Genomic DNA, 13,612 nt, shown 5'->3' with positions numbered 1-13,612 from the left:
TCATTTTGAAAATGCCGGATCCCAGTAGGGCGGGCTGCCGAACGCGGCGCGCAGATGATCGGCCAGCGCTTTTAACTTGACCGACGGCCGCCGTCCTTCCGGATGGGCGATGTGGATATATTCAAGCTCCGGCTGGACGCCTATATCGATTGTCTCGAGTTCGCCGGCCGCAACCTGTGCGCCGACGATGAACATCGGAATGAGTGCGATGCCGAGCCCGGCGATGGCGGCGTCGCGCAGCATGTCGCCGTTGTTCAGGCCAAGGCCCATTTTCCCACGCACGATGACGGTGCCACCGACGCTGGGAAATCGCCAATCGGCCACGCCGCGGTTGGTGTAGAAGATGCCGCGATGCTGTTCGAGGTCCTCGATGGACGCCGGCTTGCCGTTGTCTCTGAGATAGGCCGGTGAAGCGACCAGCACGCGCCGGCTCGGTGCGAGACGCCAGGCCATGAGCCGGGAATCGGCGATCGGGCCGTTGCGCACCACGGCATCATATCCGTCCGCTGCTGCATCGACACGCCGGTCATCGAGATCGAGTGTCAATTGAAGTTCGGGATGGTCCGCCAGAAACGGATAGAGCGCTGGGCCAAGATGCATGCGGCCGAAAGTGACCGGTGCGGAAATGCGCAAGGGGCCGGAGATCGTGCCGCGCCGCTCGGCCATATCGGATGTAGCCGCCTCGATCTCCTGAACGATCCGGTGAGCCCGCTCGAGAAAAGCGGCTCCATCCTCCGTTAGGGTGAGCTTGCGCGTCGTGCGGTGGAGCAGGCCGGCGCCAAGGCTGCGTTCCAGTTCGGCCAGCCGCTCGCTGACCACGGATTTCGACAACCGCAGCCGCCGCGCCGCCTCGCTGATCGAGCCGCTTTCGGCCACGGCGACAAAACTGGCAATCCCGTCGAGCTTCATCATCGTTCGGTTTTTCCGGATACGAGTTCCTTGATTTGAAGACTAATCCGAACGCTGGAATAAAGCCATATTCACCTCAAGCAAACGGCATGAAACGGTATGAAGAGGCAGCCGACACGGCGTCTCAACCGATCTGCCGAAGAGGAAGACATCATGGAACGCCTGTCCAACAAAGTCGCAATCGTCACCGGTGCCAGCGCCGGTATCGGCCGCGCCACCGCCAAGCTTTTTGCAGCCGAAGGTGCAAAACTCGTTGTCGGCGCCCGCCGCCAGAACGAGCTTGATGAACTCGTAGCCGAGATTAAGGCAGAGGGCGGGCAAGCCGTCGCTCTGGCCGGTGACGTCCGCTCGGAGGAATACGCCAAGGCACTTGTCGCTCTGGCGGTTGAAAAATACGGCCGCCTCGACATCGCCTTCAACAATGCCGGTACACTTGGCGAGGCGGGCCCTTCCACCGGTGTCTCCGAACAGGGCTGGAGTGATGCAATTGCCATCAACCTCACCGGCTCGTTCCTTGGCGCCAAGCACCAGATCGCCGAAATGATCAAGCATGGCGCAGGCTCGGTGATCTTCACCTCGACTTTCGTCGGCTACAGTTTTGCCTTTCCGGGCGTTGCCGCTTATGCCGCCTCGAAGGCCGGCCTGATCGGCCTGACACAGGCACTTGCTGCAGAATTCGGTCCGCAGGGCGTGCGCGTCAATGCCATCCTGCCCGGCGCTGTTGATACGGATATGTACCGCGAGATGAACAACACGCCGGAATCGCAATCCTTCATCACCAATCTGCATGCGCTGAAGCGTGTCGCAGCACCTGAAGAACTTGCCCGCTCGGTATTGTATCTCGCGTCCGACGATTCTGCCTTCGTCACCGGCACTGCCTCGCTGGTTGACGGCGGCGCCTCGATCACCCGCACCTGACTTTTCAACTGAACCCCAGTAATCACGCATCATTCAAGGAGCTTCATCATGTCACGCCTGCAGAACAAGACAGCCCTGATCACCGGCGGCACCAGCGGTATCGGTCTTGAAACCGCCCGCCAGTTCATCGCCGAGGGCGCTCGCGTCGCCGTTACAGGCACAAACCCGAAAAATATTGAAACGGCGCGCGCCGAACTCGGGGATGGGGTCGTTTTCATCCAGGCCGACGCCGGTGATGTCGCCGGACAGAAGGCGATCGCCGAGACTGTCGGGGAGGCATTCGGTCATCTCGACATCCTGTTCGTCAATGCCGGTGCCGCGGATTTCCGGCCGATCGAGCAGTTCGACGAAGAGGCTTTCGATCGCTCCGTCGCAATCAACGTCAAAGGCCCGTTCTTCCTGATCCAGGCGCTTCTGCCAATCCTGGCCAATCCGGCTTCCATCGTGCTGAATACGTCGATCAACGCCCATATCGGCATGCCGAACACCAGCGTTTACGCGCTGACCAAGTCTGCCTTGCTGTCCTTTGCCAAAACCCTGTCCGGTGAATTGATCGGCCGCGGCATCCGCGTCAATGCCGTCAGTCCTGGTCCGGTCTCGACGCCGCTCTACGGCAAGCTCGGAATGTCGGCTGCGGATACGCAAGCCATGGCTGCGGCCAAGATCCCGGTCGGCCGATTTGGCAATCCGAGTGAAATCGCCAAGGCCGTGGTTTTCCTCGCTTCCGACGAATCGGCTTTTACGGTTGGCAGCGAATTGATCATCGATGGCGGCATGAGCACTCTCTGATCGATGATCCGCATGGCCCGGCCTCCAGCGTTGGGCCATGCGGTTGCGATCAACACAAAGTCGACAATTCAACATTTCCTTGAAATCGACGGTCAAAAAGGGCAAAGCACCAACCAACGACCAGTTACAGGGAAATTCATGAGCGCCGCCTCCCGTACACCCCGTCTGCTCGACCATCTGGTCCTGCCGGTTATCGATCTGGCAACGGCCAGGTATCGCTACGAGCAGCTTGGCTTTACCGTCGCTGCGGATGCGCTCCATCCCTTCGGCACCGAAAACGCCTGCGTCTTCTTTGCCGACAAGACCTATCTTGAGCCTCTGGGGATCGCCCAGCGCGAGCAATGCGAAGCGGCTGCACTGGCCGGTAATGTCTTTACAGGCCGGGACCAGGCCTACAGGTTCCGGCGCGGACAGGACGGCTTTTCCGCAATAGTGGTAAGCACGGACGACGCAAAAGCCGACCACGTCCGGTTTCAGGAACGAGGCATTTCGGCTGGCGACATGTTGGAGTTTTCGCGGCCGATGAAGCTGCCGGATGGTTCCGAGGCTGTCGGCAGCTTTCGCCTGTCCTTTGCCGCCGATTTGCGCGCGCCTGATTTCTTTTTTTTCAGCTGTCAGCGCGTCAAGTCGTTGCCATCGGACCGTTCCGCTTTGGAAACTCATGCGAACGGCGTCAAGGGTGTGGCCGAAGTCGTGCTGTCGGAGCCCAATCCGACCGATTTCCAGTATATCCTGCAGGAAGTGGTCGATGAGCGCGAGGTTTCTGCGCATTCTTTCGGCATGGACATCGAGACGCGCAACGGCGTCAAGATTTCCGTCCTCAACCCGGCCGGCATGGCGGGCTTCTTCGATAAGAAGACACCGGGCCATTCGCGCGGCCTGCGCGGCCGGGCCATTGTCTTCAAGGTTGCCGATCTCGCTGCGACCGAACAGCTACTCACTGCCAATGCAGTGTCCTTCATCAGAAAAGACAATCGCCTGATCGTTCCGGAGACTCCGGGGCAGGGTGTCATCTTCGCATTCGGAGAATAATCATGCAGACCAATGCAAACGTGGTGGCCGGTAGCGGTGCCTCCCAGGTGGTGTTTTCCAACACGCAGAAACTGTCGCTGATCGCCGGTCCCTGCCAGATGGAAAGCCGCGATCATGCCTTCATGATAGCCGGCACAATGGTCGAACTCTGCAAGTCGCTCGGTCTTGGCTTTGTCTATAAATCGTCCTTCGACAAGGCTAACCGCACGTCGATCTCCGGCAAGCGCGGCATCGGCCTTGAAAAGGCGATGGAAATCTTTGCCGATCTCAAGAAGGAATACGGCTTCCCGGTTATCACCGACATTCACACGGAAGAGCAGTGCGCACTGGTCGCGCCGACGGTTGATATCCTGCAGATCCCTGCTTTCCTCTCCCGTCAGACGGATCTTTTGATTGCCGCTGCGAAGACCGGCCGTGTCATCAACGTCAAGAAGGGTCAGTTTTTGGCTCCTTGGGACATGAAGAACGTGCTCGCCAAGTTCACAGAAAGTGGCAATCCGAACGTGCTTCTGTGCGAACGCGGCGCTTCCTTCGGCTACAACACACTCGTCTCTGACATGCGCTCGCTGCCGATCATGGCGAGCCTTGGCGCCCCGGTGATCTTCGACGCCACCCATTCCGTGCAGCAGCCGGGCGGGCAGGGCGCATCGTCGGGCGGGCAGCGCGAATTCGTCGAAACCTTGGCACGTGCAGCTGTTGCTGTCGGCGTCGCCGGTGTGTTCATCGAGACGCATGAGGATCCGGACAATTCGCCGTCCGATGGCCCGAACATGGTGCATCTGAAGGACATGCCGCGTCTGCTGGAGACGTTGCTGGCATTCGATGCGGTTGCAAAACGCTGAAGGCGGGCTTTGTGAATTTTTTTTGAAGGCCGGGCGCCGGGCTGCAATTGCTCGGGCCCGCCATTGTAATTTCCGGTCCATGAATTATGACAGGGCCATCCTCCACCACCACGTTTGAAGCAGGGAAGAGATCATGACTGCAATCATCGACATCATCGGCCGCGAAATTCTCGACAGCCGGGGTAACCCGACCGTCGAAGTCGACGTCCATCTCGAAGACGGCAGCTTTGGCCGCGCCGCCGTTCCGTCGGGCGCTTCCACCGGCGCACATGAAGCCGTCGAACTGCGCGATGGCGGCAAGCGCTATCACGGCAAGGGTGTCGAAAAGGCAGTCGAAGCCGTCAACGGTGAAATCTTCGAAGCGATCGGCGGCATGGATGCTGAAGACCAGCTCCACATCGACGCCACGATGATCGAACTGGACGGTACGGCCAACAAGTCGCGTCTCGGCGCCAACGCCATCCTCGGCATTTCGCTCGCCGTTGCCAAGGCCGCTGCCGAAGCCTCCAACCTGCCGCTGTTCCGCTATGTCGGCGGCCCGAACGCCCGCCTGCTGCCGGTGCCGATGATGAACATCATCAACGGTGGCGCCCATGCCGACAACCCGATCGACTTTCAGGAATTCATGATCCTGCCGGTTGGCGCCGAAAGCCTGCGCGACGCCGTCCGCATGGGGGCGGAAGTGTTCCACGTTCTGAAGAAAGAACTGTCGGCCAAGGGCCACAACACCAATGTTGGCGATGAAGGCGGTTTTGCACCGGGCCTCAACAGCGCGTCGGAAGCGCTCGATTTCATTATGAAGTCGATCGAAAAGGCTGGCTACAAGCCGGGCGAAGACATGTTCCTCGGCCTCGATTGCGCCTCGACCGAATTCTTCAAGGACGGCAAGTACGTCATGGAAGGCGAGGGCCGCACTCTCGAGCCAGGCGCCATGGCCGAATACCTGGCCGAACTGGCTGCAAAGTACCCGATCGCTTCGATCGAAGACGGCATGGCTGAAGACGACTGGGAAGGCTGGAAGACACTGACCGAGCTCGCCGGCAAGAAGTGCCAGCTGGTCGGCGACGATCTGTTCGTCACCAACTCCTCGCGCCTGCGCGACGGTATCAAGATGGGCGTCGCCAACTCGATCCTCGTCAAGGTCAACCAGATCGGTTCGCTCTCGGAAACGCTCGATGCGGTCGAAACAGCCCACAAGGCCGGCTACACCGCCGTCATGTCGCACCGCTCGGGCGAAACCGAAGATTCGACGATTGCCGATCTCGCCGTTGCCACCAATTGCGGACAGATCAAGACCGGTTCGCTGTCGCGCTCTGACCGTCTTGCCAAGTACAACCAGTTGATCCGCATCGAGGAACAGCTTGGTCCGCAGGCAAAATATGCTGGCCGCTCGATCCTGCGCGGCTGATATCCGCAAGCTTTGACATGAAGACACCCGCGTCTGGAAACGGACGCGGGTTTTTTGCTGCCATTTCTTATGGTCAACGGTCGGTTAATCAATGGCTGGTAGCGTGTCTTTGTATTGCGTATCAGGGCATGATCTATGTGGACCAAACACCATAAGAAACGGCAGCTCGGGCGGTTTGTGATGCCGCTCATCACCGTCGCTTTCCTCTCCTATTTCGGATATCATTCTATCCATGGCGATTATGGATTGAAGGCGACCGAGAAGTTCGACCGGCAGCGTATCGAGCGCCAGGCTCGTCTGGATGAGCTGACGAAGCAGCGCGAAACTCTGGAAAAAGAAGTCGCGTTGCTGAGTGACGGCTCGCTTGAGCGCGACATGCTTGATGAAAAAGCACGGTTCGGCCTGAATATGTCCCGCAGCGACGAAATCGTTATTTTTCACTAAGTTGCCGCATTAACCGAAAACAGGTTAATTCGAAATATGTCATTTTTATCAACGTGTTGATAGGAATGTGAGCCATGCAAATATGGCATTGCTGTGATCGCATTCTTTCCCTATGGTACCGCAAAAGCCAACCATAGGGAGGATTGAATGGCACCGCGAAAATCCGCGTCCGTTTCCAGTCGCAAGGCCGCTGCAAAGCCAGCTAAAAAGGACTTCACAAAGGGCACGATCGCCGAGTTCGATCGTGATACCGATCTGAAGGCCTACCGCGAAATGCTCCTCATCCGCCGTTTCGAGGAAAAGGCCGGCCAGCTCTATGGTATGGGCTTCATCGGTGGTTTCTGTCACCTCTACATCGGCCAGGAAGCTGTCGTCGTCGGCATGCAGATGGCGTTGAAGGAAGGCGATCAGGTCATTACTGCCTATCGTGACCACGGCCATATGCTGGCCTGCGGCATGAGTGCGCGTGGTGTCATGGCTGAGCTGACCGGCCGCCGCAGCGGGCTTTCCCGCGGCAAGGGTGGCTCGATGCACATGTTTTCCAAGGAAAAGAATTTTTATGGCGGCCACGGCATCGTCGGCGCCCAGGTGTCGCTCGGCACCGGTTTGGCATTTGCCAACCGCTACCGCGGCAATGACAATGTCTCGCTTGCCTATTTCGGCGATGGCGCTGCCAACCAGGGGCAGGTCTACGAGAGCTTCAACATGGCTGCTCTGTGGAACCTTCCGGTGATCTATATTGTCGAGAACAACCGCTACGCCATGGGCACCTCGGTGTCGCGCGCCTCTGCCGGTCATGATTTCTCGCAGCGCGGCGTCGCGCTTGGCATTCCGGGCTTCCAGGTCGACGGCATGGACGTGCGTGCGGTCAAGGCTGCCGGTGATGAAGCCGTCGAGCATTGCCGTGCCGGCAAGGGCCCGATGATCCTCGAAATGCAGACCTACCGCTATCGTGGTCACTCGATGTCCGACCCGGCCAAGTACCGCTCGAAGGACGAAGTGCAAAAGATGCGCTCCGAGAACGACCCGATCGAAAAAGTAAGGGTGCGCCTGCTGGAGAACGGCTGGGCGAGCGAAGACGAGCTGAAGGCAATCGACAAGGATGTTCGCGACATTGTCGCCGACAGCGCCGATTTTGCCCAGGCCGATCCGGAGCCGGATGTATCCGAGCTCTACACCGATATTCTGCTTTAAGACCGGGACGAGGAAAACATCATGCCTATCGAAATTCTGATGCCCGCTCTGTCCCCGACGATGGAAGAAGGCACGCTCAGCAAGTGGCTGAAAAACGAAGGTGACAAGGTCACCTCCGGCGATGTGATCGCCGAAATCGAAACCGACAAGGCAACCATGGAAGTGGAAGCCGTTGACGAAGGCGTTATCGGCAAGCTGCTGATCGCCGCCGGCACCGAAGGCGTCAAGGTCAACACCGTGATCGCAGTCCTCCTTCAGGACGGCGAGAGCGCCAGCGACGTTGCCGCTCCGAAGGCAGCGGCACCTGCTGCCGAGCCTGTTAAAACCGAAGCTCCGGCCCCTGTTGCCGCAGCAACTGTTCCTGCTCAGCCGAAGGCAGCCGTGCCGTCCGATCCGGATATTCCAGCTGGCACCGAAATGGTCTCGACCACCGTGCGCGAAGCTCTTCGCGATGCGATGGCTGAAGAAATGCGCCGTAGCGAAGACGTCTTCGTAATGGGCGAGGAAGTCGCCGAATATCAGGGCGCCTACAAGATCACGCAGGGATTGCTGCAGGAATTCGGCCCACGCCGCGTTGTCGACACGCCGATCACCGAACACGGCTTTGCCGGCATCGGCGTTGGTGCTGCGATGACTGGCCTGCGTCCGATCGTCGAATTCATGACGTTCAACTTCGCCATGCAGGCGATCGACCACATCATCAACTCGGCTGCCAAGACCCTTTATATGTCCGGCGGCCAGATGGGTGCGCCGATGGTTTTCCGCGGTCCGTCGGGTGCAGCAGCACGCGTCGGTGCGCAGCACTCGCAGTGCTATGCCGCATGGTACAGCCATATTCCGGGCCTCAAGGTCGTCATGCCGTACACGGCAGCGGACGCCAAGGGTCTCTTGAAGGCTGCGATCCGCGATCCGAACCCCGTCATCTTCCTTGAAAACGAAATGCTCTACGGTCACTCGTTTGATGTGCCGAAGATGGACGATTTCGTCCTGCCGATCGGCAAGGCGCGTATTCACCGCGTCGGCAAGGATGCCACCATCGTTTCCTTCGGTATCGGCATGACCTACGCGGTCAAGGCTGCGGCCGAACTGGAAAAGGAAGGCATCGACGTCGAGATCATCGACCTGCGCACGATCCGTCCGATGGATCTGCCGGCTGTGATCGAATCGGTCAAGAAGACCGGTCGTCTGGTCACCGTCGAGGAAGGCTTCCCGCAGTCCTCCGTCGGCACGGAAATCGCCACGCGCGTCATGCAGCAGGCCTTCGATTATCTCGATGCGCCGATCCTGACGATTGCCGGCAAGGACGTTCCGATGCCTTACGCCGCCAACCTTGAAAAGCTGGCCCTGCCGAATGTCGGTGAAGTCGTCCAGGCGGTGAAGACCGTCTGCTACAAATAAGGGAGGGTGAAGAGATGCCTATCAACATCACCATGCCAGCCCTTTCGCCGACCATGGAAGAGGGCAACCTTGCCAAGTGGCTCGTCAAGGAAGGCGACAAGGTTTCTGCCGGCGACGTTCTCTGCGAGATCGAAACCGACAAGGCGACGATGGAAGTCGAAGCCGTCGATGAAGGCACCGTTGCCAAGCTCGTCGTTGCCGCCGGCACCGAGGGCGTCAAGGTCAATGCCCTGATCGCAATCCTTGCTGCTGAAGGCGAAGACGTTGCTGCTGCCGCTTCCGGCGGTGGTGCGGCCCCGGCTGCAAAGGCTGAACCTGCCAAGGAGGACGCTGCTCCGGCAAAGACAGAGGCTGCACCTGTTGCCGCTGATCCAGCGCCGGTTGCTGCACAGGCATCCGCTTCGGCGCATTCGGGCACGCGGACTTTCTCTTCGCCGCTGGCCCGCCGTCTGGCCAAGGACGCCGGGATCGATATCTCGGCTGTTTCCGGCACTGGCCCGCATGGTCGTGTGGTCAAGAAGGACGTGGAAACCGCAGTTGCCGGTGGCGGAGCAAAGGCTGCTCCTGCAGCCGCCGCTTCTGTAACCGCTGCTGCTCCGGCACCGCTCGCCAAGGGCGCATCGGACGAAGCTGTTTTGAAGAACTTCGCCGAAGGTTCCTACGAACTCGTGCCGCATGACGGCATGCGCAAGGTGATCGCCAAGCGCCTGCAGGAATCCAAGCAGACCATTCCGCATTTCTACGTTTCCGTCGATTGCGAATTGGACGCGCTTCTCGCTCTCCGTGCCCAGCTCAACGCTGCAAGCCCGGAGCGGGATGGCAAGCCCGCCTACAAGCTCTCGGTCAACGACATGGTCATCAAGGCGCTTGCCCTAGCCCTGCGTGACGTGCCGGATGCCAACGTATCCTGGACCGAAACCAACATGGTCAAGCACAAACACGCCGATGTCGGTGTTGCCGTGTCGATCCCGGGTGGCCTGATCACGCCGATCGTTCGTAGCGCTGAACTGAAAAGCCTGTCGGCCATCTCCAACGAGATGAAAGATCTCGGCGCCCGCGCCAAGAGCCGCAAGCTGAAGCCCGAGGAATTCCAGGGCGGCACCACTGCAGTGTCGAACATGGGCATGATGGGCGTGAAAAACTTCGCCGCCGTCGTCAATCCTCCGCACGCAACGATCCTTGCGATCGGGGCTGGCGAGGAGCGGGTTATCGTCAAGAAGGGCCAGATGGTCGTTGCCAATGTCATGACCGTGACGCTGTCGACCGACCACCGTGCCGTCGATGGCGCGCTCGGAGCCGAACTGCTCGGCGCCTTCAAGCGCTACATCGAAAGCCCGATGGGCATGCTGGTCTGACCAGGAGAGAGCGTCGCGACGATGTCTTCCACCGTGGAAAACACAGCTGAAAAGAAACTGACGTTGCGGCGCTTCTGCGCCGCAACTGTCGCTGCCATTTTCCCCTTGTTTTTCGTGACGTCGGCTCAGGGGGAAGACCTGAACCAGCAGGTTTCCCAGCGTATCGAGCAGATCACGGGCCGGACGCTTTTGTTTCGCAACGACAGCGATCGGATACCCCAGCTCGAATATCTTCGACCCGACGGCACCGGTGTCGTCTGGTCGGCGGCACTGGGCGATAAGGTGGTGCCGGTAGTCTGGACCTCGAGCAACGGCGCTGACGGTATGGGCTCTCTCTGCTTGCTGTTCAAAGGCGCGGATATCGGTACGGCCCAGGACCTCCGGATGTGTGACGGCTTGGCCGTTATTGAGGCCGGCATTCGCGATGCCCGAGATGGTGACCCCTATGGTCTCACAGATGCGACGCGCATGAAGATCGAGCTGCCGCAGGACGTTGACGGTTTGGCTGATATAGACCGTTTGTTGGGACAGGAATGACGCTATGAAAACAGTCCTCTGCTACGGCGACAGTCTGACCTGGGGTTATGACGCCGAGACCGGCGGCCGGCATGCGTTGGAAAATCGCTGGCCAACTGTCCTGCAAAAGGCGCTGGGCAATGACGTTCACGTCGTCGCCGAAGGTTTGAACGGCCGCACAACGGCTTATGACGACCACCTGGCTGACTGCGACCGCAATGGCGTGCGCATCCTGCCGACTATCCTTCAGACCCATGCGCCGATCGATCTGGTTATCCTTCTGCTCGGCGCAAATGATATGAAGCCCGTGGTGCACGGAACCGCTTTTGGCGCAGTGAAGGGCATAGAGAGACTGGTCAAGCTCGTCTGGCACCACAGCTGGCCGGATGTGCAGGCGGAGGCTCCGGAAATTCTGATCGTAGCGCCGCCAGCAATAAGCGAAACGGCGAATGCAAATTTTGCGGCCATGTTTGCCGGGGCTGTCGAGCAATCGTCGATGATGGCCTCGCTTTATGCTGATCTCGCCGATGAACTCGGCTGCGGTTTCTTCGATGCCGGCTCGGTAGCGCGCACGACGCCGCTCGATGGCGTGCATCTGGATACGGACAATACGCGCGCCATCGGACGCGGCCTTGAGCCGATGGTCCGAATGATGCTCGGGCTCTGAATGACTGCGGCTTTGCATTTACGGGCGGCAGAGCGGCGGGATGCGGCGGATCTGGCCATTCTGGTCGATATCGCCTCTCATGGTTTTGCGACATGGCTTTGGCACGGCGCCGTGATGCGCGGAACCAAGGATAGCGCCATGGAGCAGGGCCGGTCGCGGTTGCGGATGGACGACGAGCTGGGCACCTGGAAAGATGCGACGCTGGCCGAATGGGACCGCGAGATTGCCGGTGTGTCGATCGGTTACGATCTGGATGAGAATGTTCGCGAGGTCGTGGCACCGCATCCGGTGATCAAGCCGCTGTTGGATTTGCAGGTGCAGGTGATCGGTAGCCGGTTCATCGACAGCCTGGGTGTCTACCGGCATCATCGCGGCAAGGGTATCGGGCGGGTGCTACTTGCCCACGAAATTGACAAGGCGAACGGCAGGCAGGTCAGCCTGATCACCGAAAGCCACAATGATACGGCGCTGGCGCTTTACGCAGCCAACGATTTTACAGAGAAGGCGCGGCTTCCAGCCGTGCCGCTCTTTGAAGATAGCAAAAGGCATGAATGGGTCCTGCTGGCCCGGAACATGACCTAAGGAAGAGGCAGGAAACAAGAATGGCAAATTCCTACGACGTCATCGTTATCGGTTCCGGCCCCGGCGGCTATATTGCGGCTATCCGCGCAGCACAGCTGGGCTTGAAGGTCGCTGTTGTCGAGCGCGAGCATCTGGCCGGCATCTGCTCCAACTGGGGCTGCATTCCGACCAAGGCGCTGCTGCGCTCCGCCGAAGTGTTGCACCTTGCCGAACACGCCAAGAATTACGGCCTGACACTCGAAGGCAAGATCTCGCCGGACCTGCAGGCCATCGTCAAGCGTTCGCGCGGCATTGCCGAGCGCATGAACGGCGGCGTTGCCTTCCTGATGAAGAAGAACAAGGTTGATGTGATCTGGGGCGAAGCCAAGCTCACCAAGGCAAACGAGATCGTCGTTGCCAAGACCACCAAGGCGATCGTCCAGCCGCAAGGCCCGATCCCGAAGAACACGCTGGGCGAGGGCACCTACACCGCCAAGCACATCATCGTTGCGACTGGCGCCCGTCCGCGCGCGCTGCCGGGCATCGAGCCGGACGGCAAGCTGATCTGGACCTATTTCGAGGCGATGAAGCCGGAAGAAATGCCAAAATCGCTTCTGGTCATGGGTTCAGGCGCCATCGGTATCGAGTTCGCCTCGTTCTACCGCACCATGGGCGTCGATGTGACTGTTGTTGAACTCATGTCGCAGGTCATGCCGGTCGAGGACGCGGAAATCTCCGCCTTCGCCAAGAAGCAGTTCGACAAGCAGGGAATGAAGATCATCCTCGACGCCAAGGTGACAAAGGTCGAAAAGGCTGCCAACTCTGTCACTGCCCATGTCGAGAAGAAGGACGGCTCGGTCGAAAACATCACTGCTGACCGGATGATTTCGGCTGTCGGTGTTCAGGGCAATATCGAAAATCTTGGCCTCGAGGCGCTTGGCGTCAAGACCGATCGCGGCTGCATCGTCATCGACGGTTACGGCAAGACCAACGTGCCGGGCGTCTACGCAATCGGCGACGTTGCCGGCCCGCCGATGCTGGCTCACAAGGCCGAGCATGAAGCCGTCATCTGCGTCGAAAAGATCGCCGGCCTGCCGAACGTGCATCCGATGGACAAGCTGAAGATCCCGGGCTGCACCTATTGCAACCCGCAGGTCGCTTCCGTTGGTCTGACGGAAGCCAAGGCCAAGGCCGAAGGCCGCGATATCCGCGTTGGCCGCTTCCCCTTCGTTGCCAATGGCAAGGCGATTGCGCTCGGCGAAGATCAGGGCATGGTGAAAACTATCTTCGACAAGAAGACCGGCGAATTGCTCGGCGCGCATCTGGTTGGCGCCGAAGTTACCGAGCTGATTCAGGGCTTTGTCGTCGCCATGAACCTCGAAACGACCGAGGAAGACCTGATGCACACGATCTTCCCGCATCCGACCATTTCGGAAACGTTGAAGGAAAGCGTGCTGGATGCCTACGGGCGTGCACTGAACGCTTGATTGTGTTACGGCTCGCCTCCATGTGAAAGGCGGGCCAATTTTTCCGGCCCGATGGACGCGGCTTGAACGCGGCGCCCGATGGAAAGTGAAAG

Annotated in this window: 14 protein-coding genes; 13 read left to right on the top strand and 1 reads right to left on the bottom strand. The window is 59.5% G+C overall.

Features of this window, described 5'->3' with window-relative positions; genetic code table 11:
- Positions 1 to 912, bottom strand: a complete 912-nt coding sequence (locus R6X40_RS07210; RefSeq protein ID WP_318412206.1) for a LysR family transcriptional regulator — start codon at positions 910 to 912, stop codon at positions 1 to 3.
- Between the two features lie 150 nt (positions 913 to 1,062).
- On the opposite strand from R6X40_RS07210, the gene R6X40_RS07205 reads away from it, so the two are divergent.
- The 13 genes from R6X40_RS07205 (at position 1,063) to lpdA (ending at position 13,520) form a co-directional block, all read left to right on the top strand.
- Positions 1,063 to 1,827: an SDR family oxidoreductase gene (locus R6X40_RS07205; RefSeq protein WP_318412204.1), complete on the top strand. Its 765-nt coding sequence runs from the start codon at positions 1,063 to 1,065 to the stop codon at positions 1,825 to 1,827.
- 48 nt (positions 1,828 to 1,875) lie between these two features.
- Positions 1,876 to 2,616 carry an SDR family oxidoreductase gene (locus R6X40_RS07200; protein WP_318412202.1) on the top strand — a complete coding sequence of 247 codons (741 nt, stop codon included), beginning with the start codon at positions 1,876 to 1,878 and terminating at the stop codon, positions 2,614 to 2,616.
- A 138-nt stretch (positions 2,617 to 2,754) separates the two neighbouring features.
- Entirely contained in the window at positions 2,755 to 3,648 is an 894-nt protein-coding gene (locus tag R6X40_RS07195) for a VOC family protein (protein WP_318412201.1), read from the top strand.
- Positions 3,648 to 4,490, top strand: coding sequence for a 3-deoxy-8-phosphooctulonate synthase (gene kdsA / locus R6X40_RS07190; RefSeq protein WP_318412387.1), 843 nt, complete (start codon positions 3,648 to 3,650; stop codon positions 4,488 to 4,490). Before R6X40_RS07195 ends, kdsA begins: the two co-directional genes overlap by 1 nt.
- A gap of 133 nt (positions 4,491 to 4,623) precedes the next feature.
- Positions 4,624 to 5,898 carry a phosphopyruvate hydratase gene (gene eno / locus R6X40_RS07185; RefSeq protein WP_318412199.1) on the top strand — a complete coding sequence of 425 codons (1,275 nt, stop codon included), beginning with the start codon at positions 4,624 to 4,626 and terminating at the stop codon, positions 5,896 to 5,898.
- A 135-nt stretch (positions 5,899 to 6,033) separates the two neighbouring features.
- Positions 6,034 to 6,342, top strand: coding sequence for a septum formation initiator family protein (locus R6X40_RS07180; RefSeq protein WP_318412197.1), 309 nt, complete (start codon positions 6,034 to 6,036; stop codon positions 6,340 to 6,342).
- A 147-nt stretch (positions 6,343 to 6,489) separates the two neighbouring features.
- A complete protein-coding gene (gene pdhA, locus R6X40_RS07175) occupies positions 6,490 to 7,536 on the top strand; it encodes a pyruvate dehydrogenase (acetyl-transferring) E1 component subunit alpha (RefSeq protein ID WP_318412195.1) in 1,047 nt (348 codons plus the stop codon).
- 21 nt (positions 7,537 to 7,557) lie between these two features.
- Positions 7,558 to 8,934, top strand: coding sequence for a pyruvate dehydrogenase complex E1 component subunit beta (locus R6X40_RS07170; protein WP_318412193.1), 1,377 nt, complete (start codon positions 7,558 to 7,560; stop codon positions 8,932 to 8,934).
- 14 nt (positions 8,935 to 8,948) lie between these two features.
- Positions 8,949 to 10,289: a pyruvate dehydrogenase complex dihydrolipoamide acetyltransferase gene (locus R6X40_RS07165; protein WP_318412191.1), complete on the top strand. Its 1,341-nt coding sequence runs from the start codon at positions 8,949 to 8,951 to the stop codon at positions 10,287 to 10,289.
- Between the two features lie 21 nt (positions 10,290 to 10,310).
- Positions 10,311 to 10,826, top strand: coding sequence for a hypothetical protein (locus R6X40_RS07160; protein WP_318412189.1), 516 nt, complete (start codon positions 10,311 to 10,313; stop codon positions 10,824 to 10,826).
- A gap of 4 nt (positions 10,827 to 10,830) precedes the next feature.
- Positions 10,831 to 11,472 (top strand): SGNH/GDSL hydrolase family protein, encoded by a 642-nt coding sequence (locus tag R6X40_RS07155; protein WP_318412188.1) that lies wholly within the window; start codon positions 10,831 to 10,833, stop codon positions 11,470 to 11,472.
- Positions 11,473 to 12,054, top strand: coding sequence for a GNAT family N-acetyltransferase (locus tag R6X40_RS07150; RefSeq protein WP_318412187.1), 582 nt, complete (start codon positions 11,473 to 11,475; stop codon positions 12,052 to 12,054).
- Positions 12,055 to 12,074: 20 nt separating this feature from the next.
- Positions 12,075 to 13,520 (top strand): dihydrolipoyl dehydrogenase, encoded by a 1,446-nt coding sequence (gene lpdA, locus R6X40_RS07145; RefSeq protein ID WP_318412186.1) that lies wholly within the window; start codon positions 12,075 to 12,077, stop codon positions 13,518 to 13,520.
- Positions 13,521 to 13,612: the final 92 nt, after the last annotated feature.

Source organism: Rhizobium sp. PL01 (assembly GCF_033447125.1).
Lineage (GTDB): Bacteria > Pseudomonadota > Alphaproteobacteria > Rhizobiales > Rhizobiaceae > Pararhizobium.
Note: the sequence above shows the minus strand (reverse complement) of the source record. Positions and strands in the feature narration are given on the sequence as shown.

Excerpts from the sequence above, each read along its gene's own strand:
- R6X40_RS07210 (WP_318412206.1), bottom strand. The coding sequence starts at position 912 with ATGATGAAGCTCGACGGGATTGCCAGTTTTGTCGCCGTGGCCGAAAGC.
- R6X40_RS07205 (WP_318412204.1), top strand. The coding sequence starts at position 1,063 with ATGGAACGCCTGTCCAACAAAGTCGCAATCGTCACCGGTGCCAGCGCC.
- R6X40_RS07200 (WP_318412202.1), top strand. The coding sequence starts at position 1,876 with ATGTCACGCCTGCAGAACAAGACAGCCCTGATCACCGGCGGCACCAGC.
- R6X40_RS07195 (WP_318412201.1), top strand. The coding sequence starts at position 2,755 with ATGAGCGCCGCCTCCCGTACACCCCGTCTGCTCGACCATCTGGTCCTG.
- eno (WP_318412199.1), top strand. The coding sequence starts at position 4,624 with ATGACTGCAATCATCGACATCATCGGCCGCGAAATTCTCGACAGCCGG.
- R6X40_RS07180 (WP_318412197.1), top strand. The coding sequence starts at position 6,034 with ATGTGGACCAAACACCATAAGAAACGGCAGCTCGGGCGGTTTGTGATG.
- pdhA (WP_318412195.1), top strand. The coding sequence starts at position 6,490 with ATGGCACCGCGAAAATCCGCGTCCGTTTCCAGTCGCAAGGCCGCTGCA.
- R6X40_RS07170 (WP_318412193.1), top strand. The coding sequence starts at position 7,558 with ATGCCTATCGAAATTCTGATGCCCGCTCTGTCCCCGACGATGGAAGAA.
- R6X40_RS07165 (WP_318412191.1), top strand. The coding sequence starts at position 8,949 with ATGCCTATCAACATCACCATGCCAGCCCTTTCGCCGACCATGGAAGAG.
- R6X40_RS07160 (WP_318412189.1), top strand. The coding sequence starts at position 10,311 with ATGTCTTCCACCGTGGAAAACACAGCTGAAAAGAAACTGACGTTGCGG.
- R6X40_RS07155 (WP_318412188.1), top strand. The coding sequence starts at position 10,831 with ATGAAAACAGTCCTCTGCTACGGCGACAGTCTGACCTGGGGTTATGAC.
- R6X40_RS07150 (WP_318412187.1), top strand. The coding sequence starts at position 11,473 with ATGACTGCGGCTTTGCATTTACGGGCGGCAGAGCGGCGGGATGCGGCG.
- lpdA (WP_318412186.1), top strand. The coding sequence starts at position 12,075 with ATGGCAAATTCCTACGACGTCATCGTTATCGGTTCCGGCCCCGGCGGC.